20 protein-coding genes are annotated in these 26,788 nt (G+C 71.1%); 11 read left to right on the forward strand and 9 right to left on the reverse strand.

Annotated features, from left to right (window positions below):
• Positions 1-9: 9 nt before the first annotated feature.
• Positions 10-714: a hypothetical protein gene (locus E4N62_RS09125; RefSeq protein WP_230213433.1), complete on the reverse strand. Its 705-nt coding sequence runs from the start codon at positions 712-714 to the stop codon at positions 10-12.
• A gap of 240 nt (positions 715-954) precedes the next feature.
• Here E4N62_RS09125 and gcl point away from each other — a divergent pair, with 240 nt between their 5' ends.
• The gene (gcl, locus tag E4N62_RS09130) at positions 955-2,739 is read left to right on the forward strand and encodes a glyoxylate carboligase (RefSeq protein WP_230213434.1); all 1,785 of its coding nucleotides are present in this window, start codon (positions 955-957) and stop codon (positions 2,737-2,739) included.
• A 241-nt stretch (positions 2,740-2,980) separates the two neighbouring features.
• Positions 2,981-4,222, forward strand: a complete 1,242-nt coding sequence (locus E4N62_RS09135) for an aspartate kinase (protein ID WP_230213435.1) — start codon at positions 2,981-2,983, stop codon at positions 4,220-4,222.
• A 112-nt stretch (positions 4,223-4,334) separates the two neighbouring features.
• Here E4N62_RS09135 and E4N62_RS09140 read toward each other — a convergent pair whose 3' ends face one another.
• Genes E4N62_RS09140 through E4N62_RS09160 form a run of 5 tightly spaced genes read right to left on the reverse strand, consistent with a single transcriptional unit; the run spans position 4,335 to position 9,684 of the window.
• Positions 4,335-5,549, reverse strand: a complete 1,215-nt coding sequence (locus E4N62_RS09140; protein WP_230213436.1) for an FAD-dependent monooxygenase — start codon at positions 5,547-5,549, stop codon at positions 4,335-4,337.
• Between the two features lie 24 nt (positions 5,550-5,573).
• The gene (locus E4N62_RS09145) at positions 5,574-6,878 is read right to left on the reverse strand and encodes a phenylacetate--CoA ligase family protein (RefSeq protein ID WP_230213437.1); all 1,305 of its coding nucleotides are present in this window, start codon (positions 6,876-6,878) and stop codon (positions 5,574-5,576) included.
• Positions 6,879-6,883: 5 nt separating this feature from the next.
• Entirely contained in the window at positions 6,884-7,660 is a 777-nt protein-coding gene (locus E4N62_RS09150; protein ID WP_230213438.1) for an amidohydrolase family protein, read from the reverse strand.
• Positions 7,661-7,668: 8 nt separating this feature from the next.
• Positions 7,669-8,775 carry a 3-amino-4-hydroxybenzoic acid synthase gene (gene griH / locus E4N62_RS09155; RefSeq protein WP_230213439.1) on the reverse strand — a complete coding sequence of 369 codons (1,107 nt, stop codon included), beginning with the start codon at positions 8,773-8,775 and terminating at the stop codon, positions 7,669-7,671.
• 60 nt (positions 8,776-8,835) lie between these two features.
• Complete coding sequence (locus E4N62_RS09160; protein WP_230213440.1) at positions 8,836-9,684, reverse strand: 2-amino-3,7-dideoxy-D-threo-hept-6-ulosonate synthase; 849 nt, start codon at positions 9,682-9,684, stop codon at positions 8,836-8,838.
• Positions 9,685-10,131: 447 nt separating this feature from the next.
• Here E4N62_RS09160 and E4N62_RS09165 point away from each other — a divergent pair, with 447 nt between their 5' ends.
• Positions 10,132-12,954 (forward strand): helix-turn-helix transcriptional regulator, encoded by a 2,823-nt coding sequence (locus E4N62_RS09165; RefSeq protein ID WP_230213441.1) that lies wholly within the window; start codon positions 10,132-10,134, stop codon positions 12,952-12,954.
• A 28-nt stretch (positions 12,955-12,982) separates the two neighbouring features.
• Here E4N62_RS09165 and E4N62_RS09170 read toward each other — a convergent pair whose 3' ends face one another.
• On the reverse strand, positions 12,983-13,459 hold the full coding sequence (locus E4N62_RS09170; RefSeq protein ID WP_230213442.1) for an AtaL-like protein: 477 nt from the start codon (positions 13,457-13,459) through the stop codon (positions 12,983-12,985).
• 300 nt (positions 13,460-13,759) lie between these two features.
• Here E4N62_RS09170 and E4N62_RS09175 point away from each other — a divergent pair, with 300 nt between their 5' ends.
• The gene (locus E4N62_RS09175) at positions 13,760-15,367 is read left to right on the forward strand and encodes an FAD-binding oxidoreductase (protein WP_230213443.1); all 1,608 of its coding nucleotides are present in this window, start codon (positions 13,760-13,762) and stop codon (positions 15,365-15,367) included.
• 61 nt (positions 15,368-15,428) lie between these two features.
• On the forward strand, positions 15,429-16,163 hold the full coding sequence (locus tag E4N62_RS09180; RefSeq protein ID WP_184901018.1) for an SDR family oxidoreductase: 735 nt from the start codon (positions 15,429-15,431) through the stop codon (positions 16,161-16,163).
• Positions 16,164-16,244: 81 nt separating this feature from the next.
• On the opposite strand, the gene E4N62_RS09185 is transcribed toward E4N62_RS09180, so the two are convergent.
• Positions 16,245-16,727 carry an SRPBCC family protein gene (locus tag E4N62_RS09185; protein ID WP_184901019.1) on the reverse strand — a complete coding sequence of 161 codons (483 nt, stop codon included), beginning with the start codon at positions 16,725-16,727 and terminating at the stop codon, positions 16,245-16,247.
• A gap of 275 nt (positions 16,728-17,002) precedes the next feature.
• Between E4N62_RS09185 and E4N62_RS09190 the strand changes: the two genes are divergently transcribed.
• From E4N62_RS09190 to E4N62_RS09215, 6 genes are all read left to right on the forward strand, one after another.
• Positions 17,003-18,484, forward strand: coding sequence for an MFS transporter (locus E4N62_RS09190; RefSeq protein WP_230213444.1), 1,482 nt, complete (start codon positions 17,003-17,005; stop codon positions 18,482-18,484).
• Between the two features lie 94 nt (positions 18,485-18,578).
• The gene (locus E4N62_RS09195) at positions 18,579-20,189 is read left to right on the forward strand and encodes an FAD-dependent monooxygenase (RefSeq protein ID WP_230213445.1); all 1,611 of its coding nucleotides are present in this window, start codon (positions 18,579-18,581) and stop codon (positions 20,187-20,189) included.
• Positions 20,190-20,223: 34 nt separating this feature from the next.
• Positions 20,224-21,483: a 3-deoxy-7-phosphoheptulonate synthase gene (locus tag E4N62_RS09200; protein WP_230213446.1), complete on the forward strand. Its 1,260-nt coding sequence runs from the start codon at positions 20,224-20,226 to the stop codon at positions 21,481-21,483.
• A gap of 51 nt (positions 21,484-21,534) precedes the next feature.
• Positions 21,535-22,305: a 2,3-dihydro-2,3-dihydroxybenzoate dehydrogenase gene (locus E4N62_RS09205; RefSeq protein ID WP_230213447.1), complete on the forward strand. Its 771-nt coding sequence runs from the start codon at positions 21,535-21,537 to the stop codon at positions 22,303-22,305.
• A gap of 77 nt (positions 22,306-22,382) precedes the next feature.
• Positions 22,383-23,039 carry an isochorismatase family protein gene (locus tag E4N62_RS09210; protein ID WP_230213448.1) on the forward strand — a complete coding sequence of 219 codons (657 nt, stop codon included), beginning with the start codon at positions 22,383-22,385 and terminating at the stop codon, positions 23,037-23,039.
• Positions 23,036-24,952, forward strand: a complete 1,917-nt coding sequence (locus tag E4N62_RS09215; RefSeq protein WP_230213449.1) for an anthranilate synthase family protein — start codon at positions 23,036-23,038, stop codon at positions 24,950-24,952. Before E4N62_RS09210 ends, E4N62_RS09215 begins: the two co-directional genes overlap by 4 nt.
• A gap of 943 nt (positions 24,953-25,895) precedes the next feature.
• On the opposite strand, the gene E4N62_RS09220 is transcribed toward E4N62_RS09215, so the two are convergent.
• Positions 25,896-26,786 (reverse strand): 2-hydroxy-3-oxopropionate reductase, encoded by an 891-nt coding sequence (locus E4N62_RS09220; protein WP_230213450.1) that lies wholly within the window; start codon positions 26,784-26,786, stop codon positions 25,896-25,898.
• Positions 26,787-26,788 lie beyond the last annotated feature (2 nt).

Consider the following 26,788-nt stretch of genomic DNA (forward strand, 5'->3'; position numbering starts at 1 on the left):
GGTCGTCGCTCAGGTGCTCGCGCCGGTGGCGACCAGTTCCGTCGCCGCGCGGTTCATCGGCTGCGGGGTGCCCGTGAGATCCAGGACGAACAGGGAGACGCCCAGGCCGTCGGCGCGGTCGCGGGCGTCGTCCGCGTACCCGGCGAGGGAGAAGTACACGCAGTCGGTGGACTCGGTCATGGCGGTCAGCCACAGGCATTCGACGTCGCGCAGCGAGGCCGGGCGCACCGACGGGTCCACCTGGGCCAGGACGCCCCGCGCGGCGAGCCCGATCCCCGCGGGCTGGCGCTGGTCGGCGCGGCGGATGTCCTGGTAGCCCAGCCAGCGCAGATAGAGGGCGACGGCGGTGACCGCGTCGCGGGCCGTGCGGATGGTGACGGGGCGGAAGGCCGCCCGGGGGCCGTCGTCCGCTCCGGTCGTCTCCACGGCGTCGCCCGGGCCCAGCGGCCGCAGGGCGCCGGCCACGGGCACCCGCAGCACGGTCCCGCAGGAGCAGCCGAGCTCCGGGTGGGGCCACTGGTCGGCGCGACCGCAGTTCCCGCAGCGCACGGTGACCCAGTCCTCGTCCCAGGTGCGGTGGGTGACCGCGGTGGGGGCTGCGCGGTGGTCGAGGGCCGGGGCGACCGGGGCGCCGCACGCGCAGGGGTAGGCCGGGGCCGCGTACCGGTGCTCCCGCCCGCAGTCCGGGCACCGCACCGCCATGCTCTCGCTCATGCTCCCCACCCCACCGCCGGGCCCGTCGAAAACGCCTCCTCATCGTCCTCCAGCACGGGCTGTTCCGGCAGGGAAACACCCTGAGAGCCCCAGGTGGATTCCGCTGCCCACGCCCTTGACGCCCCCTGCCCCGGCTCCTACTCTGCTTCCAGATAGCAGAAATAATTTTCCGAATTACGGAAGTGCTCACCGCGGGGCGCGACGGGAGCGCGAGTCCGGCAGCTGAAGCAGGAGTACGCAATGGCTCGTATGACCGCTGCCCGCGCGGCAGTCGAGATCCTCAAGCGCGAGGGAGTCCGTGACGCTTTCGGGGTCCCCGGCGCCGCGATCAACCCGTTCTACGCGGCCCTGAAGGCGGCCGGCGGGATCCAGCACACCCTCGCCCGGCACGTCGAGGGCGCGTCGCACATGGCCGAGGGGTACACCCGCACCCGCCCCGGGAACATCGGGGTCTGTGTCGGCACCTCCGGGCCCGCCGGCACCGACATGATCACCGGGCTGTACTCGGCCATCGGGGACTCGATCCCCATCCTCTGCGTCACGGGCCAGGCGCCCACGGCCGTCATCCACAAGGAGGACTTCCAGGCGGTCGACATCGCCTCCATCGCGGGGCCCGTCACCAAGATGGCCGTCACCGTCCTGGAGGCCGCGCAGGTCCCCGGCGTCTTCCAGCAGGCCTTCCACCTGATGCGCTCCGGCCGACCCGGGCCCGTCCTCGTCGACCTTCCCGTCGACGTGCAGCTCACCGAGATCGAGTTCGACCCGGACACCTACGCGCCGCTGCCGGTCTACAAGCCCGCCGCCACCCGCGCCCAGATCGAGAAGGCGATCGGGATGCTGAACGCGTCGCAGCGGCCGCTGATCGTCGCCGGCGGCGGGATCATCAACGCCGACGCCTGCGAACTCCTCGTGGAATTCGCCGAGTTGACGGGTGTGCCGGTGGTTCCCACCCTCATGGGCTGGGGCGTCCTGCCCGACGACCACGAGCTGAACGCCGGCATGGTCGGCCTCCAGACCTCGCACCGCTACGGCAACGCCACCTTCCTGGAGTCCGACTTCGTCCTCGGTATCGGCAACCGCTGGGCCAACCGGCACACCGGGAAGCTGGACGTCTACACGGCCGGGCGGACGTTCGTCCACGTCGACATCGAGCCCACCCAGATCGGCAGGATCTTCGCTCCCGACTTCGGCATCGCCTCCGACGCCAAGGCCGCGCTGGAACTGTTCCTCGCGGTGGCACGGGAGCTGCGGGCGGCCGGCCGGCTGCCGGACCGCTCCGCGTGGGCGGCCGACGCGCAGGACCGCAGGGCCCGCCTCCAGCGGCGTACGCACTTCGACGACATCCCGATCAAGCCGCAGCGTGTCTACGAGGAGATGAACAGGGCCTTCGGGCCCGAGACCCGGTACGTCTCCACCATCGGCCTCTCCCAGATCGCCGGTGCCCAGATGCTGCACGTCCACCGCCCGCGCCACTGGATCAACTGCGGTCAGGCGGGCCCCCTGGGCTGGACCGTGCCGGCCGCGCTCGGCGTCGCCAAGGCCGACCCGGAGGCGTCCGTCGTCGCCCTCTCCGGCGACTACGACTTCCAGTTCATGATCGAGGAGTTGGCCGTCGGGGCGCAGCACCGCATCCCGTACGTCCACGTCCTGGTCAACAACTCCTACCTGGGCCTCATCCGGCAGGCCCAGCGCGCCTTCGACATCGACTTCCAGGTCAGCCTGGAGTTCGAGAACGTCAACTCGCCCGAGCTGGGGGTCTACGGCGTCGACCACGTCAAGGTCGCCGAGGGCCTCGGCTGCAAGGCGATCCGGGTGACGGACCCGGCCGACCTGGGCGCCGCGTTCGAGCAGGCCGAGAAGCTCGCGGCGCAGTACCGGGTGCCGGTGGTCGTCGAGGCCATCCTGGAGCGCGTCACCGACATCGCGATGTCCACGACGAACGACATCGCCAACGTGGTCGAGTTCGAGGAGATCGCGACGGAGCCGGGGCACGCGCCCACGTCGATCAGGGCCTTGCGGGGGTGAGACCGGCTCGGCCCGGGGATGCCGACGCCCCCGGAGGGCCGGGGCCCGGCCGCCGAGGTCCGCGGCGCGCCCGGAGCCGTCTCCATCACGCGTTCACGGGGTCCCGCGGCGAGCACCGCGCAACCGGTCGGCATCCCGCGAACGGGTGATGTCCCGGCCCTCCTGGCAAGGCAGGCTCCGAGGAGGCCGCAGCACCGCACACGACCGCTCGGCCGGATCCGTGACGGGGGAGGGACCAGTCGTGGGCATCTTGGTTCAGAAGTACGGAGGGAGTTCGCTGGCCGGGGCGGAGAGACTCCGCAGGATCTCCGAGCGGGTGGCTACGACCCGTCGTGCCGGACGGCGCACCGTGGTCGTCGTCTCGGCCCGCGGAGACACCACCGACGACCTCCTGGCCCTGGTCGACGAGGTCGGAGGGCGGGACGCCGCACGGCGTGCGCCCCGGGAGACCGACCAGTTGCTGGCGACGGGCGAGTACGCCTCGGCCGCGTTGCTGGCCCTGGCGCTGGAGCGGCTGGGAGTTCCGGCCGTCTCCCTCACCGGGCCGCAGGCGGGCATCCGGGCGGTGGGCCGCCACGGTGAGGGCATGATCGACACCATCGACACCGGGCGGCTGCGGGGCTGTCTGGACGAGGAGCGCGTGGTCGTCGTCGGGGGTTTCCAGGGGATCAACGACGTCGGTGACGTGGTCACCCTGGGCCGCGGTGGATCCGACACCACGGCCGTGGCCCTCGCGGCGGCCCTCGACGCGGGCAGCTGTGAGATCTACACGGACGTGGACGGCGTGTACACGGCCGATCCCCGTCTGGTGGAGTCGGCCCGCAGGCTCCCGTACGTGGCCTCGGACGTCATGGTCGAGATGGCCTTCTCGGGAGCGAAGGTCCTGCACTCCAGGTCGGCGGAACTGGCCGCGGCCAAGGGAGTCGAGTTGCACGTCAGAAGCTCTTTGGTGGAGAGGGAGGGGACCGTGGTGGGTCAGGGGGACACCGGGCTGCTGGAGACGGGAGGCGCGATCAGCGCCATCACGTCCGACACGGACGTGGCGCGCGTTCTCGTGCACTGCAAGGGCAAGGGCGATCCCGTCTCCACGATCCTCGGCATCCTGGCTGGAAACGCGGTCCCGGTCGACCTCGTCGCCCGGTCCGGTCCGCAGGAGGAGGAGTTCCGGATGGGCTTCACCGTTCGGCACAGTGATGTCGAGCGGATCAGGGAGCCGCTGGAGAGGGCCGTGGCCCCGTTGGGCGGCGGAGTCCGGGTGGACACGGATGTCGCCAAGGTGTCGCTGATCGGGATGGGCCTGCTGAACCGTCCGGAGTATCTGGCCCGTCTGACCATGGTGCTCTCCGGGGTGGGGATCGCCACCAGCTGGGTCTCCAGTTCCCAGCTGCGTGTCTCGGTGATCGTTCCCCGCCACGACCACGTGGAGACCCTGAAGCTCCTGCACACGGAGTTCGGCCTCGCCGAGGCCGCCACCGACGGGTGACGTCGACGCGTGGCGAACGGAAGTCCGACGGACGTCCGCCGGACTTGCGCAGGACGGACACGACGGCGCCACGGCCCGGGGGGCCGTGGCGCCGTCGTGTCCGTCCTGCGCGTCACTCCGCCAGGAGTGCCGACTCGGCGTCGTAGCCGTACAACCACTCCTGCGCGCGCAGGTTCTGGGCGCCGGCCAGAACCTGGTCGCGCTCGCGCTGCCCCTGTCCGTCGGAGAGATGGAAGGTACGGGCGTTCGCCCGGGACATCCGCTGGAGCTGGTCGGTGCGCGGTCGGCGCACGCGCTCGTAGCGGGTGAGCGCCTCGGGGATGCCGTCCCGCGTGACCCCGCGCAGGCAGTCGGCGAGCACGACCGCGTCCTCGATCGACTGGTTGGCACCCTGGGCCTGGAAGGGGAGCATGGGATGCGCCGCGTCCCCCACCACCGCGATCCTGCCGGTGGTCCAGCGCTGGAGCGGGTCGCGGTCGTGCAGGGCCCAGCGACCCACCCTGCCGAGCGCCTTGAGGACGGTGAGCACCTCCTCGTCCCAGCCCTGGTACGTCTGGACGAGGTCCTCGACACGGCCCTCGGCGGTCCATGACTCGACCGACCGGTTCCCGGCCGGGGCCGTGGCCCCGACACTGATCCACTTCCCCGCGCTCACCGGATAGCACACGCAGTGCTGGTCCGGCCCCAGCCACAGCCGTACCTTCGGGTCCTCCACGAGGAACGGCAGGTGATGGCCCGGCACCAACCCTCGGTACATGGACTGCCCGGAGAACCTGGGCTCGTCCAGGGCGAGGGTGTCACGCACCACCGAGTGGATGCCGTCGGCGCCGATCACCACGTCCGCCTCGTGCACCGAGCCGTCCTCGAAACGGAGCCGCACCGCCTCCGGCAGTTCCTCGACGCCCACGCATCGGCGGCCGATGTGCAGGTTGTTGTCGTCGATGCCGTACAGCAGCGCCTGATGCAGGTCGGCGCGGTGCACCGTGTAGTACGGCGCCCCGTACAGGTCCTCGCAGGTGTCTCCGAGTTCGGTGCGGCTGAGCAGCCGGCCGTCGTCCCAGCGGCGCATCTCCACCGCGGACGGGCGCACCGCCGTCGCGCTCAGCCGTCGATCGAGACCGAGACGGTGCAGCAGGCGGGTGGCGTTGGGCGCGATCTGCACGCCGGCGCCCACCTCGCGGAGGTTCTTCGTCTGTTCGAAGACCTCGCTGCGGATGCCGGCCCGCCCGAGGGCCAGGGCCACGGTGAGGCCGGCGATGCCGGCACCCACGATCGCGATGCGGCTCTCGCCGTGACTCCATGTGGGGTCTCTTCGACTCTGAATCATGATCACAACTCTCGACGAGCGGTCTCAGTAGTAGAGGACGGCCTTGTTCCAGTCCTCGTCGGGACCGAACAGACTTCGGGGCTTGACGACATCGGGCATGCCCGTGAGCACGTCCCTCGGCACCAGGCCGCCCGGCGCCGCCCCTTCGACCCGGCACTCGACGCCCAGCTCCCGGCGTACCGTCGCCGCGAGTTCGGCACATGCCGCGGCCTCGTGCGCGGCCTCGACCTCGATCTCGACCCGCAGATGGTCGGAGGCTGTCTGCGCCCGCCAGAAGAGCACGCCGTAGGCGTCCGGGAGCCGGTACACGAGGTCCTCCAGCCCGTGCTGGGTGACCAGGGTCCCGCCGATCCGGTGTCCGTAGACGGCCCGCCCGAGGACGGTGACGGTGGGCAGCACCCAGCCGCAGGGACACGGGTCGTAGGACACCTCGACGGCATCCTCCAGGTTGTAGCGCAGCAGCGGCATGGCCTCCCGGTGGAGCGGCGTCACGACGAGCTGCCCGGTGCCTTCGGTGCCGATCTCCCCGGTCTCCGGGTCCCGTACCTCGAACAGGACACGGTCGGCCCACAGATGCAGCCGACCCTCGGAACACTCCCCGGCCAGGCTTCCGGTCTCGGTGGAGCCGTACTCCTCCACCACCGGCACCCCCCACACCCGGCTGATCCGGGCCCGCCGGGCCGGGCTGAGCGGCTCGCCGCCGACGAACAGCGCGCGCAGTGCCGGGAAGTCCTCGTCGGGGCGGAGCCCCACGGCCTTGGCCGCGGCGGCCCACAGCAGGCACTCCGTGGGCATCGACCAGGTCAGCGTGACGCCGAGGTCGTGCAGCGCTCTGACCACCCGTGAGTACGGCATGGCCAGTGAACGGTTGTCGCCCGGGACCACCGTCGCACCGTGCGACCGCCCCGCCGCGTGCGCCAGATGCCCGGTGAGGAGCATGGCGTAGGGGGTGCGCACCAGCAGGGTGTCCGATGAGCCGATGGCGACCCGCTTGCGGGCGAAACGCTCGGCGAGATCGACCCAGTCGTCCTCCGTGTAGTAGGAGGGCGTCGGCCGGCCGGTGGAACCGCTGGACTCGTGGTACGTGGCCAGTTCGCTGTTGGCGACGCCCAGCATGCCGAACGGGTAGTTGTCGCGCAGGTCGGTCTTGGTGGTGGTGGGCAGTCGGCGGAAACCGGCGAGATCGTCCGGTATGCCGTCCGGGCCCAGCCGGGACCGGTAGAAGGGCGACTTGGCGGCCCGCGCCAGGACCTGGGGCAGCACCGCCCGCTGTCGCGCCGCGAGTTCGTCGTAAGTGGCCCAGTCCCCGATGCGGGGCAGCTTGTCCATCGTCGTCACTCCGTTCCCTCCAGTCCGAGAAGACGGCACGCGTTGCGCCACGCGATCTTCTGCCAGTCGTCGTCACCGATCCCCAGACGGCGGAGCTTGGTCAGCTCCACCTCCGGATGCTGCAGCGGGGCCTCGGAGCCGAACAGCACCCGGTCCGCGCCCAGTTGATCCACCGCGGCGCGGGCCACGCAGGTGTAGCCGCCCGATGTCTCCAGCAGCACGTTGCGCAGCGGAGCGATGGACTCGACCGCGTACAGGTCGATGTTCCCGATGCCCGCGTGTCCGAGGACGAAGGTGACCTCGGGGTGGCGTGCGGCGAGCGACACGAGGTCGGCGACCCTGCTGCCCGGCCGTTCCAGGCAGACCGTGTACACGCTGTGCCCGACGTCCCGAGCCACCTCGACGAGGTCGGCGGTGCGCGGGTCGTCCAGTGCGACGCCGTGCACCGCCGGGGAGATCTCCACGCCGCGGAAGTGCGCCGCGGCCCGGTGGTAGTGCTCCGGGTCCCGGTGCGGGTTGGCGAAGTAGAAGGGGATGAGCCGGCCGTCGGACGCGGCGCAGGCCCGCAGCACCGCCTCGTTGTCCGCGTCGGACTCGATGTGCCCGCCCTCCACCAGGAACCGGGAGAGCTGTGCGAGCGGCATGGTGCCGCCCGCACAGACCACCGCGCGGCCTATGCCGCACTCGTCCATGGTGGCGAGCAGACGGTCCGGCGCCCCGGCCACCGGCGCGAGCCGGACGTGGAAGTCCAGCACCGGTCGTCCGTCCGTCGCCACCGACATGACAGGACTCACTTCTCGAGGCAGAACTCGTCGATCGGGTAACCGACGTGCCGGTCCTCGGTGGGCAGGTAGCCCAGCACCTTGTCACCGGGCTTGAGTTCGGTGCTGTTGAGGACGACGCCACCGGGGCCGAGCACCCGCACGTGCCAGTCGTCCTGGAGGATGAGGTTGACCCGGCGGCCGTTCGGCGCGACCGCGTCGACGGAGATGAGCGGACGGGACTCGATCTTGACCCGGCCGACCGTCACCATCCGGGTCCGGCCCTTGATGTCGACGGCCATCACCTTGCTGCCCGCCTTGAGTTCGCTGAGGTAGCTGGTGCGCTCGTCCTTGGACAGGGTGTAGGAGTGGATGGCGCCCGCGTTGACGCGGAACGGGCGCGTCGGCATGTAGGGCAGCGGATGCGTCTCGCTGACGCACAGGATCATGCCCTTGGAGTGCGAGCCGACCAGGATGCCCTCGTCCTCGCGGAAGTAGGTGCAGGTGTCCACGCAGGCACGCTCACCCATGCCGATGTGCGCGGTCTCCACCACCTCCAGCTCCGTCAGGTCGAGGTCGGGCACGTCGGCCTGTGCAGCGGCCTTCAGCTTGGCCGCCTCCCCGACCGCCTTCGGCGCCATCATCACGCCGTCCGAACCGTGCTCCAGGACACCGAAGATGATCTCCGCCTCCTCGACGTCCTGGGCGACGGTGACCAGGCTGCCGGTCGCCCGGGCGGCCGCGGCGATGACGATCTCCAGCGGGATCTTGGTGGGGTCACGGAAGAGCAGCAGGCTCCACCGCTCCGTACGCGCCGACTCGCAGGCGTCCTCCAGGGTCGGCGCGTCGATGATCTCCACGAAACGGCCGAACTCCACCCCGGGGTGCTTGATGGCCAGTTCGGCCGGGGTCACACCGTGCCGGGCGGGGTCCACCACGACCACCGTGGCGTCGCCGAAGTCGTCGGGGAGGTCCTTGCCGTGCGGGAAGAGGATCTTGGTGACCGTGGGAGGCAGGTCCGCCAGATCCTTGGTGTCGTCCGCGACGATGCCCTCGACGCGGTGGTGCAGCGCCTCCTGCAGGATCGCCTCCTTGGCCTCGCCGAGGTCCCGCACGTCCAGCCAGCTGATCTTCATGTTCCGTACTCCCGTAGAGTTTTGGGGTGGTGGAGGGGTGGCAGATGTCGGTGCGGTGGCTCAGCCGGCGAGGGTCTGCAACTGCCCCGGGTGCGAGCCCTGCGTGGAGTGCCGGTCGCCGAAGGAGTGGTCGTGGACCTGGTGCAGGCGCTGCGCGATCTCCCGCGTCATCGCGCCCGGATCGGCGGACTGGAAGATGTTGCGGCCCATCGCGAAGCCGCTGACGCCACCGCGCAGGGCCTCGTCGACATAGGCGAGCACGTCGGGCACGGTGGTCTTGCGCGGTCCGCCCGCCACGATGACCGGAATGGCGGCGTCCTTGACCACGTCCGCCATCTCGTCCGGTGAGCCCACGTACGGCGTCTTGACGATGTCGGCGCCGAGTTCGGCGGCCACGGTGATGGCGTGCGACACGAGGGCCGGGTCCCGTGGATCGGTGACCTTCGGCCCCCTCGGGTAGATCATCGCCAGCAGCGGCACGTTCCACCGGTCGCAGAGGTCCGACACCCGGCCGAGGTCCGCGATCTGCTGCTGCTCCTCGGCCGAACCGAGGTTGACGTGGACGCTGACCCCGTCGGCGCCGTACCTCAGGGCCTCGTCGACGCCGCTCACGAGGTACTTGGCGTCCGGGTCCTGCGCGTGGATCGTGCTCGCGCTCAGATGGACGATCAGCGAGGTCCGCGAGAACCGGGCCGGGTGCACATGACGCAGTCCGCCCTTGTGCAGGACCACCGCGTCGGCGCCGTTGTCGGTGATCTGGCCGACCAGGGTGTCGAGTCCGCCGTCCCGCGTGATGATCGGCCCGTCGCTGATGGGGTGGTCCAGCGGCACGACGAGCAGTCGGTCGCCGTCGCCGCCGTACAGGCGCCTCAGCCGGAGTCTGCGGCCGAAAGAAAGATTGGTGAACATCACACATCCCCTCCCTGCGGATGTCGAGCAGGGAACCCCCGTAGTTCCTGGGTCCGCGTCACTCGGGTTTGCCGTGTTCCTTATGACGAGAATCCTTCGCCGACCGGCGGTGGCGTGACATCGCTCGTTCACGTGATCCCGCCCCCGCGTGTCACGCGACATTCGGGCCGGACGGCTCACCCGGTGCGAGTGTCCCGAGATGACCGGTGTGTGCGTGACCCGTACGGCCGTGCGGAGGGACCAGGAGCACTACATGCACTACGCATATATGTGCCACCGGGGGTCGAGAATTTCAGCCATGATCGAGCCGGGATCCACGAGAAATCCCAGCTCGCGGAACGTTCGGCAGCGGTTACGGTGGGCATCGAAAGCATGTGCCGACGACGAGCCGGGCCGGGAGAACAGGGCCCGTCGTCGGTCGATCACCACGGGGGAACGAGACAGAGCATGGTTGTGAAGAACGCGGGCCCAGCCGTCGGTCGGGACACCGAACTGGGCTTATTGCGCGAAGCGTTGCGGGCCACGGCGTCGGGCAGCGGACGGTGCCTCGTGGTGGAGGGACCGCCCGGCATCGGCAAGAGCCGACTGCTGCAGGAAGCGGCCCGCGAGGCGGAGCGGCTGGGGATGACCTTCGCCCTGGGCCGCGCCACCGAGCTCGACCGGGTGGCGCCGCTCGCGGTGTTGCTGTCCGCGCTGCGGGACAGCGTGCCTCCGGTCGTGGACCGGGCGGACATGTCGGCGCTCCGCGGCCTGGGCAGCCAGGAGGCCGACCGCTTCTGGCTGGTCAGCCGGCTCGGCGACCTCATCGAGGAGCACGCCCGCACCCGTCCGCTCGTCATAGCCCTGGACGACGCCCAGTCCATGGACGAACTCACGGCGTTCACCCTGCAGATCCTGGTGCCCAGGCTGCGCGCCTGTTCGGTGCAGTGGCTGCTGGCACGGCGCTCGCCGTCGGCCCAGGAGTCGAGATACGACGTGGTCGGTCGGCTCCTCCAGGACGGTGCGGAACATGTCGTCCTCGGACGACTCGACCCCGATGCCATCGTCCAGCTCTGTTCGCACGTGCTCGGCGCGGCGCCGAGCCCCGACCTGGCGGCTCTCGCCGCGCGCAGTGACGGCAACCCCTTCCTGCTCGAACAGTTGCTCAACGCGCTGGAGGACGACGACCGGCTGCTGCGTGTGGACGGCATGGTGGAGGTCGTCGGGAACGACGCCCTGCCCGACGACTTCCTGAGCGCGGTGGACTACCAGCTGCGCCACCTGTCCGCCCCGACACGCCGGCTCCTGGAAGCGGGTTCGGTGTTCGGGCGCCCGTTCCTGCCGAGCGAAGCGGCCGGTCTGCTCGGCGAGCGCGGCTTCGCCCTGCTGCCCCGGGTGGAGGAGGCGGTGGAGGCGCACGTCCTGGTCGACGACGGCACGGCACTCGCCTTCCGGCACGACCTCATCCGGGAGGCGGTCTACGACTCCCTCACCGGATCCGTCCGGCGGATCCTGCACCAGGAGGCCGCCACGGTCCTGGAGGCCGCGGGCAGCCCCCGCGCCGAGACCGCGCTGCACCTGATCCGCGGCGCCAGCCGCGACAACCCGCACACCATCGACGTGCTCTGCGCGGCAGCGGACGAGGTGGCCCCCACCTCCCCCAGCACGGCCGCCGACCTGGTTCTGGAGGCGCTCGGCCTGCTGTCCGCCGACGACCCCGAGGCGCCCGGCCTCATCGCGCGGGCGGTGAGTCTGCTGGCTTCGTCCGGCCGCATCACCGAGGCCCGTGACCTGGGTGCCGAGGCGCTGCACCGCAACATCAGCCGGGCACAGGAGGCCTCGGTGTACGTCGGGCTGGCCGAGGCGCTGAAGCATGCCGGCCAGGACGCGATGGCGGTCGAGTACACCCGCCGGGCCCTGACCCGGCCGGGCGTCCCGGACGCGGTCCGGGGGCAACTCCTCGCGGTCCAGTCGCACGCCCTGCTCAACGGCGACGACGTGAGAGGCGCGGAGGCCTCCGCGATCGAGGCGATGGCGGTCGGCGAGCCGGACACGGTGGTGTACGCGGGCGCGGCTCTCAGTGTCGCCGCGCGCATCCTGGGCCGGGTCGACGAGGCCATCTCGCTCGCCTCGGACGCCGTGCAGCTCGCCGACGACACAGGCGGCGACGCGCGGCACCGGCATCCCCGGCTGTGGCTGGGCCGGGCACTGGTCGCCGCCGACCGCTTCGGCGAGGCCGACGCCGTCCTGGAACTCGGGGAGAACGACACCCGAGCGCTGGGCTCCGCCTGGTCACTTCCCCTGTGGCACTACGGCCGAGCCGAACTTCGGCTCATGGCGGGCCAGTTGAGCGATGCCCAGGCCGAGGCCCTGGCCGGGAAGGCGGTGGCCGAACAGCTCAGTGCGCTGGCCATCGTTCCGTCCCTCCTCACCATTCTCGGGCAGGTGGCGATACACCGGGACGAACTGGTGCGGGCCCGCAAGCTGTTCACGGAGGCGCACCGTATGGCCGAGTCCGGTTACGGGGTCGTGCCGGAGGACATCGCCTGGCTGCAGGCCCAGTTGGCGTACGCCGAGGGGAACCCCCAAGCCGCGGTGACGGCTCTGTCGGGGGTGTACGAAAGACTCGACGAGCGCCCGCTGCTGCTGACCCAGGTCGCGTGGGCGGCGCCCGCCCTGGTGCGCTTCGCGCTCGACGCGGGGGCGTCCGAGGAGGCCCGGGCCGCGGCGGTCGCAGCCCGCAAACTCGCCGACGACACCCCGAAGACCCTCTCGCTGGCTGCCGCCGCCCACCACGCCGAAGGTCTCCTCGCCGACGATGTGGCGATGCTGCACGCGGCGGTGGACGCCTACCGTGCCGGCCCGCGCCATCTGGCGCGGGCCATCGCCCTGGAGGACGCCGCGCACGCCGAGACCCGGGCGGGGCGCCGGGGCCGCGCGGTGGCCCTGCTGGAGGAGGCCCTCGGCCGGTTCACCGACTGCGGTGCGACCCGGTCCATGGCACGGGTCCAGCGGGCACTGCGCGGCCTGGGCGTACGCCGCAAGAAGTGGCAGTCGGCGCAGCGGGCGCAGACGGGCTGGGACAGCCTCACCGGCGCCGAACTGCGTGTGGTGCGCCTGGTCGCCGAAGGGCTGACCAACCGGGCCGCCGCCGAGCGGCTGTTCCTGTCGCCGCACACGGTCGACACGCATCTGCGCCATGCCTTCGCCAAGCTGGGTGTCTCCAGCCGGGTGGAGCTGGCGCGGCAGGCGATGCTGCACGACGGAGGCGGTGAGGGGACCACCGCCTGACGCGCCGGGGCGTGACCGTCCCCGGCGGTCACGCCCCGGGCCCGACCTCGCTCCGCGAGCGAACGAGGGTGTCGACGATGGGCTGCACGATCCCGCCGAAGTAGCGTGAGGTCGACTCCACGAAGGAGCCGTCCCTCTCGCCCTTGGCCTTCCCCTCCGCCGAGAGCAGCACCCTGATCGTGAGCGTGGTCGCCCCCTGCTCGTCCCGCCCGATCTCGTTGTGGATCTCGGCCAGGTACGGGTCGTCGATCTGGTGGAAGACCATGAGCCGGCGATCGTGGAACACGACCCGCTCACGGGCCTTGGCCCGGCCCGCCACCGTGATCTCCCGCAGCAGTCCGTCCTCGTGGCGCTCCAGCACCTGGCACCCGGTGATGCCCGCGATGAACGGAACGGGATTCTCCGCCTTGCGCAGGAGGCCCTGCCAGACCTCCTCGGGGTCCAGCCGCCGTCTTCCCCCCTCGTCCTCTCCGACGACCGGAAGGGTCCAGCTCAGCTCGGTCATGGGTGCTCGCCTCCTGTGGTCCGGCAACTGGCGGACGCCGTACGCCGACTGCCACGGCCGCCCCGCCGACGAGCAGCCTCCCCCCGCGCGCCGCCCGAGAGCATCCCCGGTTCTCGTGAGCTTTTCCCGGCGTCGGGCCGCCGGTACTCCTGCCGGAGCGTCCGAGGATCACGTGAAGACGCGATGTGGCGGACGAGGCGTGGTTGACAGGCTGGTGATCCCGCCGCGGGGGCCGGTCGCAGCACGGGTCTCGAGCCGTCCATGGGCAGGCGGGACCGATATTCGATGGGGGAGCAGTACATGAGTGGGATATCGCGTCGAAGATTCCTGGTGACCTCCGCGGCGGCGGGGACCGTCGTCGGCGGTGCCCCGACGGCCCTAGCGGCCACCGCGGAGGCGCGGGAGGCGGTCGCCTACGGTCCTTTCACCGTCACACCGGCGGACCAGCAGTACGGGGACCTGGTCCGCGGGTTCAACCAGCGGTGGGTCGGCAAGCCCGACTCCGTCCGCATCGTGAGTTCGGCCGGCCAGGTGCTGAGCGCCGTCCAGGAGGCCGTGGGCGCGGGCAAGCGGATCGCCGTGCGCAGCGGCGGGCACTGCTACGAACCCTGGGTCAGCGACGGCATCAAGGTCGTCATCGACATGTCGCAGATGAACCAGGTGTACTTCGACTCCTCCCGCCAGGCGTTCGCGGTGGAGGCGGGCGCCACGATGGTGCAGATGTACAAAGCCCTGTACAAGGGATGGGGGATCGTCCTGCCCGGCGGTACCTGCCCCTCGGTCGGGGCGGGCGGCCACGTGGCAGGCGGCGGCTACGGGGCGCTCTCCCGGCGGCACGGGCTCATCGTCGACCACCTGTACGGGGTCGAGGTGGTCGTGGTGGACTCCGGCGGCAAGGCCCGGCTGGTCACGGCCACCAGGGACGCCTCGGACCCCCATCGGGACCTGTGGTGGGCGCACACCGGTGGCGGCGGCGGCAACTTCGGTGTGGTGACCCGCTATCTGTTCCGGTCCCCGAACGCCACGGGCTCCGCGCCCGAGAACCTGCTGCCCAAGCCTCCGGCCTCGCTGCTGGTCAGCTCCGTCTCCTGGTCCTGGGCCGACCTGACCGAGCAGTCGTTCGGCCGGATCCTGAAGAACTATGGGACCTGGTGCGAGCGGAACAGCTCCGCGTCCTCTCCCTACGCCGGGCTGTTCAGCCAGCTGAAGCCCGCGCCCAAGGCCGCCGGATCCTTCTCCCTGACCACGGAGATCGACGCGACTGTCTCCGGCGCGGACCGACTGCTCGACGACTTCCTCGCGGCCGTGAACCAGGGCACGGGTGTCTCCTTCCAGGTCGACGAACGCCGCACCCTGCCATGGCTGCACGGCGTCGAGTGGCCCGGCTTCACCGGCGGCGGCGACCCCACCAACCGCTTCAAGGGCAAGTCCGCCTACATGCGCAAGACCTTCACGGACGCCCATGTCGCGGCGTTCCACAGGCATCTGACGCGCTCCGACTACCCGTACCCCGGTGCCCTGGTGCTGATCAGTTCGTACGGCGGCAGGGTCAACTCCGTCTCCCCGACCGCGACCGCGGTGTCCCAGCGCGACTCCGTCATGAAGTTGATGTACGTGAACTTCTGGCGGGACGCGGCGCAGGACTCCTGGCACGAGGCCTGGATCCGCGAGTTCTACCGGGACGTGTACGGCGGCACCGGCGGTGTGCCCGTGTCGAACACCGTCACCGACGGCTGCTTCGTCAACTACGCCGACGGAGACCTCTCCGACCCGGCGTGGAACAAGTCGGGCGTGCCCTGGCACGACCTGTACTACGGCGTCAACTTCCCACGGCTGCAGCAGGCCAAGGCCAAGTGGGACCCCAAGAACGTCTTCCGGCACGCCCAGTCCGTACCACTACCGGGCTGAACCGGGCGCACGGAAGCGCTGTCACCACCTGTCATCCGCTCTGACCAAGGAGTCAACAGAGATGAGTCTCAACGGCAAGGTCGCCATCGTCACCGGCGCGTCGCGGGGCATCGGCCGTGCGACGGCCGAGCGCCTCGGCCGCGAGGGTGCCGCCGTCGTCGTCAACTACCAGAGCAACGCCGACGCGGCGCAGGAGACGGTGAAGGCCATCACCGGTGCCGGCGGCAAGGCCGTCGCCGTCCAGGCCGATGTGTCGGTCTCCGCCGACGTGGCCGCTCTGTACGACACCGCGGTCAAGGAGTTCGGTGGCGTCGACATCGTCGTCAACAACGCCGCGACCGTGGCCGCCGCACCGGTGGAGTACATCAGCGAGGAGGACTTCGACCGGCTGGTCGCGACCAACCTCAAGAGCGTCTTCCTCTCCCACCAGCAGGCCACCAAGCACCTGAGGGACGGCGGCCGGGTCATCAACCTCTCCGCCGGACTGCCGTCGGGCGCCATCGCCTTCCTCGGCGCCTACGGTGCCACCAAGGTGGGTGTCGAGGTCCTCACCCGGTCCCTCGCCCACGCGCTGGGCGAGCGCGGCATCACCGTCAACGCCGTGGCCCCGGGCCCGACCGACACCGACATGCTCGCTCCCGAGGCGCGGGCCAACCTCGACACCCTGATCGCCCAGACCCCGCTGCGCAAGCTCGGGCAGCCGGGCGACATCGCCGACGTCGTGGCGTTCCTCGCCGGTGAGGACGGGCGCTGGCTCACCGGCCAGACCATCCACGCCAACGGTGGTTTCGCGTAACCACCGCACCGACCGCGCGAATGCCGCGGTCCCGGGCCCTCTCACGGGTCCTGGACCGCGGCATTCCCGCATGTCCGCGGTTCAGGCCGCGGTCACCGTACGGGCCGCCGTGAGCCGTACGGTGTTCACCGTGGCGGCCGCCGTGTCGTAGAACAACAGGTCGTTCTCCGCGATGAAACCTGCCTCCTGCCGGCTCCGCTCCAGGCCCGCCGCGGACAGCGTGGCGGTGAACGTGAAGGTGAGCAGGCCCTCCGCGTCGACGCCGATCTCGTTGGTGATCTCGGTCAGCAGCGGGTTGTCCAGCTGGGTGAAGACGATGCGCCGCCCCCGCTCCAGAGTCACCCGCTCCCGCAGCAGTACCGAATGGTCGCCACGGAGCGCGATACGCCGCACGAAGCCGCCCTCGAACTCCTCCAGCACCTCCGCGAAGCTGATCGACGGCACGTACGAGACCGGGTTGGCCGCCTTGTGCACCAGGCTCTCCCAGAGCTGGTCGCGGTCGATCTCCGGGTGTTCGGGAAGGCTCGGGTCGTTGACGGGCAGCGTGTACTTGAAGATGATCACGGGTCGGCCTTTCGCGCGTTCCGGCGGCAAACGTTCTTGCCCTTCGCCGCAGCATGGCGCCCGCGCTCGCGTCCGGACATCACAGTTTCACGCGATCTGCCGCGGCCGCCTCTCGACCGCCCAAGTGCCCCGCGCGTCACGAAGGATGGCGTGATGACGTGATGCCCGGGGCACGGCGTCTGCCGACGATTGACCAGTGTGACCGCGCCACTGCTCACGTCGCAGCGAGCCGCAGCAGGCACCGACCCCGATGACACGACGAATGGGACACCTTCATGACCAACGACATCACGCCGAGCCGGAGCGGGGCCGTCGACGCCGGCTCCCCGGCGTCGGGGACGGCCGACAAGGGCGGCGGCCGCGGTCCCTGGGCGATGTTCTCGGTGCTGGCACTGATCGAGTTCATGTCGGTGATGGACGCCTCGGTGGTGAACATCGCGCTGCCCGCCATCAGGGACGACCTCGGCTTCTCGGCCACCGGCCTGGCCTGGGTCGTCGACGCCTATCTGCTCGGCTTCGCCGGCTTCCTGCTGCTGGCGGGCCGCGCCGCCGATGTCATCGGCCGACGGCGGCTCTTCACCGCGGGCGTGGCCCTCTTCACGCTCGCTTCGCTGGGCTGCGGACTCGCCGCCGACGACTGGCAGTTGGTCGTCGCGCGGCTGCTGCAGGGACTGGGGGCGGCGCTGGTCACCCCGGCGGCCCTCGCGTTGATCACGGACATCTTCCCGGAGGGGCCGGACCGCAACAAGGCGCTCGGCCTCTTCATGGGCATGGGCGGTGTCGCCGCGCCGGTCGGTCTGGTGCTCGGCGGACTGCTCACCACGGCCGGCTGGGAGTGGATCTTCATCATCAATGTCCCGATCGGCGTCGGCATCCTCCTGGCCAGCCTGCGGCTGCTCCCGGCCACCGGTCCCCAGACGGACGCCCGGCTCGACGTGGTCGGCGCGGTCACCGCCACCGGCGGTCTGCTGGCCCTCATCTTCGCCATCGCCCGCGGTGGTGCCGAGGGCTGGGGCTCGGCCGCGACCCTGGCCGGGTTCGCCGGCGCCGCGGTGCTGCTCGTCGCTTTCGTCGTCCGTCAGCGCACCGCCGACGATCCGGTCCTGCCGTCCGTGCTGCTGCGTATGCGTCCACTGGTCATCGGCAATGTGGCCTTCGCTCTGGTGGGCACCCTGCTGATCTCCACGTTCTTCATCATCACGATCTATCTGCAGCAGGTGCGCGGCTACGGTCCGGCGAAGGCGGGCCTGTCCTACGTGCCCATCCCGCTGGCCATGCTGGCCGGCACGCAGGTGGCCCCGCGGGTGCTGCGGTTCGGTCCGCAGAACGTCCTGATGGGAGGCGTCCTCGTCCAGGCCCTGGCTCTCGCCGCCTGGGCGGCGGTGATCGACGTCGACGCCGGCTATGTCACGGGCTTCCTGCTGCCCGCCGTGCTGTGGTCCTTCGGCCTGGGCGTCTCCATCGTCTCGTCCTTCGTGGTGTGCACGATGGGGCTCACCGGCCCGATCGCCGGTGCGGGCTCGGGCCTCGCGACCACGACGTACCAGGCGGGCGGGGCGATCGGCCTCGCCGGACTCGTCGCGATCGCCGACGCCCGCACCCATGCGGTGACGGACACCCAGGAACCGCTGGAGGCTCTCGTGTCCGGCTACCAGTTCGCCCTGTGGTGCTCGGTGGCCGTGGCCGTCGTCGCGGCCCTGCTCACCCGGTTCATCCGCTTCGACGCCCGGCCTCAGACCGGGGCCCAGCCCTCGTAGCGACCGGGATCGGGGCCCGGACCGCGACCGACGGTGCGGTGCCCCGACCCGACAGCCCGTTGCCTTCTCCCGCGCCGATCTCACAGGAGCATCCGTGCCCGACCACGCTTCCGCCCTCCCCGACAGCACACCCGTCCTGATCGTCGGCGCCGGACCGGTCGGTGCGACCCTCGCGCTGGAGCTGGCCCACCACGGCGTGCGCAGTACCGTCGTCGAGCGTTCCACGACCGTCTCGGCGCACCCCAAGATGGACTTCATCAACGGCCGCAGCATGGAGTTGCTGCGCCGTCTCGGCGTGACCGACGAGATTCGCCGGCGCGGTGTCGCCGCCGACGAGCCGTTCGACTTCCTCTGGATCACCGACCACGGGCAGCCGCCCGTCTCGGTGTGGACCTACCCGTCGGTGGCGGGGCTGCGCGAGAGGTTCGCCGAGGTCACCGACGGCTCCGCGCCGCTCGAGCCGTACCAGCGGCTCCAGGGCTCGCTGCTGGAGGACGTCCTGCGCCGGCAGGTGCGCGAGCATCCGCTGATCGACCTGTGCGAGGGCTGGGCCCTGCTGGATCTGGCCGACGACGGGGACGGGGTGTCAGCGCGCCTGTCCGACGAGGTCCGCGGCACCGAGCGGACCGTGCGAGCCGACTATCTCGTCGGGTGCGACGGGGGCGGCAGCACGGTGCGGCGCCGCGCCGGTATCGCGACCCAGCAGAACGGCCCGAGCACCCGCCACTGCGATGTGTACTTCCGCAGCGAGGACCCCGCCCTGTTCCGCCACGGACCGTCCTTCCTCACCATCACGGCCGGCGGAGCGACCCTGGTCAACCGGGACGGCGGACGTACCTGGACCGGCACGTTCGTCCTCCCCGAGGACACACCCGAGCCCGAGGAGCCGCTCGCCGTCGTCAAGGAACGCCTGGGATTCGACTTCGCGGTCGACGAGGTGCTCAACGTGGCGCACTGGTACGGACGGCTGGCCGTCACCGACTCCTACCGCAGCGGCAGGGTCTTCCTCGCGGGGGACTCGGCGCACCAGTTCTATCCGACCGGCGGGCACGGTGCGAACACCGGACTCGGCGACGCCTGCGACCTCGGATGGAAGCTCGCCGCCACGCTGAACGGCTGGGCCGGTCCGGGCCTGCTCGACTCCTACGAGGCCGAGCGCCGGCCCGTCGCCCTGTTCAATCGGGAGATGTGCGCCAACCTGCTCGCCGTGTGGATGAGGTTCCCGCAGCTGGCGGCCGCCGGGGCGTCGCGCCCCCAGCTGGCGGCGTACCTCGACAAGGAGAGCTTCCAGATCGACAACATGGGCATCCACTTCGGCTACCGCTACACCGGCTCCCCGGTCGTGCGGCACGAGGACGCCCCGGAGCCCGACTGGCAGTGGCAGTCGATCGTCCCGAGCACCTGGCCCGGTGGCCGCGCACCGAACGTGCGGCTGACGGACGGCACACCCCTGTTCGACCGGCTGAGCAGCGGGTTCACCCTGGTGGACCTCTCCGGTGAGAACCGGGGCAAGGACCTGGTGGAGCAGGCACGGCGCGGCGGCTTTCCGGTCGACCTGCTCACCGTCGACAGCGCCGCCGTACGCGCCGTGTGGGAGCGCGACCTGGTGCTCGTCCGGCCAGACCAGCACGTGGCCTGGCGCGGCGACGAGGCACCCGCGTCCCGGGAGTGGGGGGAGCTGCTGAACCAGGTCACCGGCAGCTGAACGACACAGGTAACTCAATCAACGGGGGAAGTGAATGTCAGGGATCGCCGACAGGTCCGCCACTCTGGCCGCCTGGACGGACGACCGCGCGGCCGAGGGCGTCCACAGGGACGCGGATCCGCCGCCGGCACGGCAGCAACCGGCCTGGGCGGATCGGGAGCTGCTCGTGCGGGTGAGACGCCGGCTCGCCGCCGCGCCCGCGCTGGTCAGGGTCGAGGACACCGACATGTTCCGCCGCTTGCTCGCGCGCGTCGCGGCCGGCGAACTCCAGGTGATCCAGGCCGGAGACTGCGCCGAGGTGCCGATGGAGTGCACGGCAGGGTCCGTCGCACGCAAGGCGGGCGTGCTCGACGCGCTGGCGGGAGTGATGAAGACCGCCTCGTCCAAGCCGGTGCTGCGCGTCGGCCGGATCGCGGGTCAGTTCGCCAAACCGCGCTCCCGCGCGACCGAACTGGTGAGCGATATGGAACTCCCGGTCTACCGCGGCCACATGGTGAACGATCCGCAGCCCGCCCCGCACGCCAGGCGCCACGACCCGGCCCGGATGCTGATGTGCTACCAGGCCGCGAGCGACGCGATGACGTTCCTCGGCTGGACCGGTGACGAACCGCCTCGCCCGTCCGGCACCCGGCCGGCACCGGAGCCGCCCGTCGAGCCGAAGGTGTGGACGAGCCACGAGGCCCTCGTACTGGACTACGAGGTCCCCCTGCTGCGGCGCACGGACGACGGGCGACTGCTGCTCGCTTCCACGCACTGGCCCTGGATAGGCGAACGGACCCGCCAGCTGGACGGCGCCCATGTCGCGCTCCTGGCCGACGTGGCGAACCCCGTCGCGTGCAAGGTGGGGCCGACGATGACCCACGACGAGCTGGTGGCCCTCTGCGAGCGCCTCGATCCGGCACGCGAGCCGGGCCGTCTGACGCTCATCGCGCGCATGGGCGCCGAGGCGGTGACCGCGAAACTGCCGCCGCTGGTCGAGGCGGTCCGCAGGGCGGGCCACCCGGTCGTCTGGCTGACCGATCCCATGCACGGCAACACCGTCAGCGGGCCGGACGGTCTGAAGACCCGGTTCATGGAGTCGATCCTGCACGAGGTCCGGGAGTTCCAGTCGGCGGTTCGCACGGCCGGCGGCGTCCCCGGCGGCATGCATCTGGAGACCACCCCCGACGAGGTCACCGAGTGCGTGGCCGACCACACGCGGCTCGACCAGGTCGGGGTCAAGTACACGAGTCTGTGCGATCCGAGGCTGAACCCCCGGCAGGCCATCGCGGTGGCCGCCGAGTGGCGGGGATGAGCGCAGGGTCGAATTCCGCGAACGACGAAGTCAACGGGGAGGTTCGTAGGGATGGAAGGCAGGACAGCAATCGTCACCGGCGCCGCGGGAGGAATCGGCGAAGCGGTCGTCCGGAGTCTGGGCGAGCGGGGCGTCAGGATCGCGGCGGTCGACAGGGACACCGACGGGCTCGAGGAGACGGTGGGGCGACTGACCGCGGAAGGACTCACGGTGGAGGCGTTCTCCACGGACGTGACCTCCGGCACGGCGGCCGACGCGCTGGTGGAGGCGGTGGAACACCGGGTGGGGGCGGTGGACTACCTGGTGAACGCGGCGGGAGTGCTGCGGCTCGGTGAGGCCCGGAAGCTGACCGACGAGGACTGGCTCAGCACCTTCGCCGTGAACACCACGGGCGTGTTCCACATGTCCCGGGCAGTGGTCAACCGGATGGTCGAGCGCGCCCGAGGGGCGATCGTCACCGTCGCCTCCAACGCGGCGGGCACGCCCCGCACGGACATGGCCGCCTACTGCGCGTCCAAGGCCGCCGCGACGATGTTCACCAAGTGCCTGGGCCTGGAGGTCGCCCGGCACGGGATCCGCTGCAACGTGGTCGCCCCGGGTTCCACCGAGACCCCGATGCTCACCTCCATGTGGCAGGACGAGTCCGGGCCCCGGCACACCGTCGAGGGTCGCCCCGAGGTGTTCCGCGTGGGCATCCCGCTGGGCCGGATCGCCCAGCCGTCCGCCGTGGCGGACGCGGTCGTCTTCCTCCTGTCCGACCAGGCGTCCCACGTCACGCTGCACGCCCTCACCGTCGACGGAGGCGCGGCGCTCGGCGCCTGACATCGCACGCACAGCCTTGTCCGGCCGCGCAGGCAAGTCCGGGCGGCCGGGACATCCTGATCACACGGGAGACGTTCATGTCCGGCATACCCCCTGTCCATTCCTACCCCCTGCCCACCGCGAGCGACCTGCCCGGCAACACGGCGTCCTGGGTGCCGGACGCCGGCCGCGCGGTCCTCCTCGTCCACGACATGCAGCGCTACTTCCTCAAGCCCCTTCCCGCGGACGGGGCGCTCCGCGACGAGTTGGTCGGCAGTGCCGCACGACTGCGCGAGCGCTGTGCCGCCGTCGGCGTCCCGGTGGCGTACACGGCGCAGCCCGGAGGCATGGACGAGCGGGAACGAGGACTGCTGAAGGACTTCTGGGGCCCCGGGATGCGCCCGGCCCCGGAGGACCGGCAGATCATCGACGAGCTGACGCCGGCCGCCACGGACCGGATGTTCACCAAGTGGCGATACAGCGCCTTCTTCCGCTCCGGTCTGCTCGACTGGATGCGGGAGCAAGGCCGTGACCAGCTCATCCTGTGCGGGGTGTACGCGCACGTCGGAGTGCTGATGACGGCCGTCGAGGCGTTCAGCCACGACATCGAGACGTTCCTGGTGGCCGACGCGGTCGCCGACTTCTCCGCGAGACACCACCGGATGGCGCTGGAGTACGCGGCCGAGCGCTGCGCGGTGGTCCTCACCACCGAGGCGCTCGTCAGCTCGCTCGACACGGTGGTGACCGCACCGTGACATCGCCAGGAGCAACCGCACCGCAGGATGTGCTGGACCGTGTCCTGGTTCCGCAGCCCCCGCCCTTCGCGTTGCTGCACCGGCCCGAAACGGTGGGACCGGGGCTGCTGGAGGTGGTGATCGGCGACGTCTCGGCGGTGGGCTCACTGGCCGAACTCCCCGTCCGCGCCCGGCCCGCGGGCCCGGGACGGGCGGCACACGAGGTGCTGGCGCTGCTTCCCTACCGTCAGATCGCCGAGCGCGGCTTCGCCTGCACCGACGACGGCGAACCGCTGCTGGCCATGACGGTCACCGACCAGGCCGTGATGACGGTCGCCGAGGCGGTGCGCCGTATCGCGGAGGTGCCGATCGAGGTCACCGGCAAGCACTTCGACGTGGACGACGAGACGTACGCCGAGATCGTGCGCACGGTGATCAGGGACGAGATCGGCGAGGGCGAGGGCGCCAACTTCGTCATCCACCGCTCGCTCGTCGCGGACATCACCGACTACACGCTCGCGCACGCCCTGTGCTTCTTCCGCCGGCTGCTGGAGTACGAGCAGGGCGCCTACTGGACGTACCTGGTGCACACCGGCGAGCGCACCCTGGTCGGTGCCAGCCCGGAACGGCATATCAGCCTGCACGACGGCGTCGCGGTGATGAACCCGATCAGCGGCACCTACCGCTATCCGGCGAGCGGTCCCACGCTGCCGGACGTGATGGCGTTCCTCGCCGATCCCAAGGAGACCGACGAACTGTACATGGTCGTCGACGAGGAACTGAAGATGATGGCCCGGATCTGCCCGGACGGTTGCCGTGTCACCGGGCCGTATCTGAAGGAAATGGCCCGGGTGGCGCACACCGAGTACTTCGTCGAGGGGCGTACCTCGCGCGATGTGCGCGAGATCCTGCGCGAGACCATGTTCGCGCCCACCGTCACCGGCAGTCCGCTGGAGAGCGCCTGCCGGGTGATCGGCCGTCATGAACCGCGAGGGCGCGGCTACTACAGCGGAGCGGTCGCCCTGATCGGACACGACGACGACGGCGGGCGCACCCTCGACTCCTCGATCCTCATCCGCACCGCCGACATCGGCGGCGACGGCCGGTTGCGCATCGGCGTGGGTGCCACGCTGGTACGGCACTCGGACCCGGGGTCCGAGGTCGAGGAGACCCGTGCCAAGGCCGCCGGGCTGCTCACCGCCCTGGAGAGCCACCGCCCGTCGGGTTTCGGCGCACATCCTCATATCAACGCGGCGCTGGCCCGCCGCAACGACATGATCGCGGGGTTCTGGCTCGCCGATGCCACCGAGCGCGAGCGCCCGGACTCGGCACTCGCCGGCCGCAGTGCGCTGATCGTCGACGCCGAGGACACCTTCACCTTCATGCTCGACCAGCAACTGCGGGCGCTGGGGCTGGCCGTGACCGTTCGCCGCTACGACGAGCCGTACGACCTCGACGCACACGACCTCGTCGTCATGGGACCCGGGCCGGGCGATCCGCGGGACATGGACCATCCCAAGATCGCCCACCTGGCCGCCGCGACCGGACGCCTGCTGGACGGCCGACGGCCCTTCCTGTCGGTCTGCCTCAGCCACCAGGTCCTCTCGGCCCGTCTCGGCTTCCCGCTGCGGCGACGCGAGGTGCCCAACCAGGGGGTACAGAAGGAGATCGACCTCTTCGGGAGCCGCGAACGCGTCGGCTTCTACAACGCCTTCGCCGCCTGGAGCGACGAGGAGAAGGCCGACTGTCCCGGAGTGGGCGTGGTCGAGATCAGTCGCTCGCCGGACACCGGGGAGATCCACGCCCTGCGCGGACCGCACTTCTCCTCCTTGCAGTTCCACGCCGAATCCCTGCTCACCCAGGACGGCCCACGGATCCTGCGCGAGGCGGCGACCCGCGTGCTGCTCGGCCGCGCCCGCGGCCGAGCGGGCTGATCCGGGACAGCACACGACCGTTCGGCATGAAAAAGCCGAGCGCCCGCGGACGACCCCCGACGTCCGCGGGCGCTCGACCCGCCCCTCCGACAGCGCGACCCCGTACGGACGGGCCGCTTCGTCGCGCTGTCACTCAAGGCATCCCCGTTCCCCGGTTCACCCCGATCCCGGGCCCCCGTTTCCCCGTTGGTTCCCCGTGGGCTCTTCCCCCGTACCCCCGTTTCCCCGTGGGGCCTTTCCCCGTCGAGGCCCGCCGCCCCCGTGCCGGCGGGCCTCGTGTGTCGAGAATGTGCCCTGCCCCAGGGGCAGTTGAAGCCCCCAGGCGTGCTTTCAGAGGTTGATTTGAGGGTTCCGTAGACGCTCTACGCAGCCTTGCGTAGGCAGCGGGCCCTGACGTCCGCCGGTGATCGGGGTGTCGCACCCTGATCGCGAAAGGCCCGGCACCGGCTGGGCGGTGCGCGGGCTGAGTGCACTCGACGGGTCGGATCGACGGGTCGGACCGCGGCGGCCGCGGCGGCTCCGGTCTCGCGTCCCTCACGTCGAGACGCGGGCCGGGGCCTTCACCACCGCACTGGCGCGCAGCGCCGCCGCGGTCCGTGCCCTGCCCGCGAGCGGCCGACGCTCACCCCTCATCCGGGTCGGTCGGAAACGGTCGCGGGCCGTGCGTCCGGTGGCTGGTGGGGGTCCACCAGGGACCGGACGCCGATCGGGGATGGCAGGGGATGGAGGAAGTCGATCGCCGGGGCGGGGCGCACGGCACACCCGTCGGCGACGGCCCCAGCTTCACCCCCCGTCAGGGGTCGTACGGCCGTCGAGGCGGGCTCGCCGACATCGCTCAGGAAGTCGGCGTACCCGGGACGGCGGTTCCGGCCCGCGGCGGCGCCTGGGCGCGACAGGACAGATGTCGGCGCCGCCGCGGACCGGAAGTGCGTGGGGTGACGCCTCAGACCTGGGCGCCGGAGAGGCGTTCCACGCCCCGCAGCAGGGCCGAGTGGTCGAGGCCGCCGTCACCCTGGGCGCGCAGCGAGGCGACCAGTTGGGCGACCACGGCGCCGACCGGCAGAGCGGCGCCCACGGTGCGGGCCGCGTCGGTGACGATGCCCATGTCCTTGTGGTGCAGGTCGATGCGGAAGCCCGGCTTGAAGTCCTGGTTCAGGAAGTTGTCCTTCTTGCGGGCCAGCACGGTCGATCCGGCGAGCCCGCCGCCCAGGACATCGAGGGCCGCCGTCAGGTCGACGCCCGACTTCTCCAGGAAGACCACGGCCTCGGCGCACGCCTGGATGTTGACGGCGACGATCAGCTGGTTCGCGGCCTTCACGGTCTGCCCCGCACCGTGCGGACCGCACAGCACGATCGTCCGGCCGAGCGCCTCGAACAGCGGCACGGCCTCGTCGAAGTCGGACCGGTCGCCGCCGACCATGATGGACAGCACGGCCTCGACGGCGCCCGCCTCACCACCGGAGACCGGGGCGTCGAGCACCCGGACGCCGTTCTCCTGCGCGGCCTTCGCCAGGTCGATCGAGGTCTGCGGGGTGATGGACGACATGTCGATCAGCAGGGTGCCGGGGCGGGCGTTGGCCAGGATGCCGTCGGGGCCGTACGCGACGGCCTCGACCTGCGGGGAGGCGGGCACCATCGTGATGACGACGTCGGCGTCGCGCACGGCCTCGGCGACGGAGGCCGCCGCGGTCCCGCCGGCGGCGGTCAGCCGGTCCAGCTTGTCCTGTTCCAGGGTGTGGCCGGTGACGTCGTATCCCGCCTTGATCAGGTTCTCGGACATGGGGGAGCCCATGATGCCGAGGCCTATCCACGCGACCTTGGGGAGATTGCTCATGG

The sequence above is a fragment of the Streptomyces sp. MNU76 genome (assembly GCF_020982545.1).
Classification (GTDB): domain Bacteria; phylum Actinomycetota; class Actinomycetes; order Streptomycetales; family Streptomycetaceae; genus Streptomyces.

Coding starts and splice junctions, on each gene's coding strand:
- E4N62_RS09125 (WP_230213433.1), bottom strand. CDS start 714: ATGAGCGAGAGCATGGCGGTGCGGTGCCCGGACTGCGGGCGGGAGCAC.
- gcl (WP_230213434.1), top strand. CDS start 955: ATGGCTCGTATGACCGCTGCCCGCGCGGCAGTCGAGATCCTCAAGCGC.
- E4N62_RS09140 (WP_230213436.1), bottom strand. CDS start 5,549: ATGATTCAGAGTCGAAGAGACCCCACATGGAGTCACGGCGAGAGCCGC.
- E4N62_RS09145 (WP_230213437.1), bottom strand. CDS start 6,878: ATGGACAAGCTGCCCCGCATCGGGGACTGGGCCACTTACGACGAACTC.
- E4N62_RS09150 (WP_230213438.1), bottom strand. CDS start 7,660: ATGTCGGTGGCGACGGACGGACGACCGGTGCTGGACTTCCACGTCCGG.
- griH (WP_230213439.1), bottom strand. CDS start 8,775: ATGAAGATCAGCTGGCTGGACGTGCGGGACCTCGGCGAGGCCAAGGAG.
- E4N62_RS09160 (WP_230213440.1), bottom strand. CDS start 9,684: ATGTTCACCAATCTTTCTTTCGGCCGCAGACTCCGGCTGAGGCGCCTG.
- E4N62_RS09165 (WP_230213441.1), top strand. CDS start 10,132: ATGGTTGTGAAGAACGCGGGCCCAGCCGTCGGTCGGGACACCGAACTG.
- E4N62_RS09170 (WP_230213442.1), bottom strand. CDS start 13,459: ATGACCGAGCTGAGCTGGACCCTTCCGGTCGTCGGAGAGGACGAGGGG.
- E4N62_RS09175 (WP_230213443.1), top strand. CDS start 13,760: ATGAGTGGGATATCGCGTCGAAGATTCCTGGTGACCTCCGCGGCGGCG.
- E4N62_RS09180 (WP_184901018.1), top strand. CDS start 15,429: ATGAGTCTCAACGGCAAGGTCGCCATCGTCACCGGCGCGTCGCGGGGC.
- E4N62_RS09190 (WP_230213444.1), top strand. CDS start 17,003: ATGACCAACGACATCACGCCGAGCCGGAGCGGGGCCGTCGACGCCGGC.
- E4N62_RS09200 (WP_230213446.1), top strand. CDS start 20,224: ATGTCAGGGATCGCCGACAGGTCCGCCACTCTGGCCGCCTGGACGGAC.
- E4N62_RS09205 (WP_230213447.1), top strand. CDS start 21,535: ATGGAAGGCAGGACAGCAATCGTCACCGGCGCCGCGGGAGGAATCGGC.
- E4N62_RS09210 (WP_230213448.1), top strand. CDS start 22,383: ATGTCCGGCATACCCCCTGTCCATTCCTACCCCCTGCCCACCGCGAGC.
- E4N62_RS09220 (WP_230213450.1), bottom strand. CDS start 26,786: ATGAGCAATCTCCCCAAGGTCGCGTGGATAGGCCTCGGCATCATGGGC.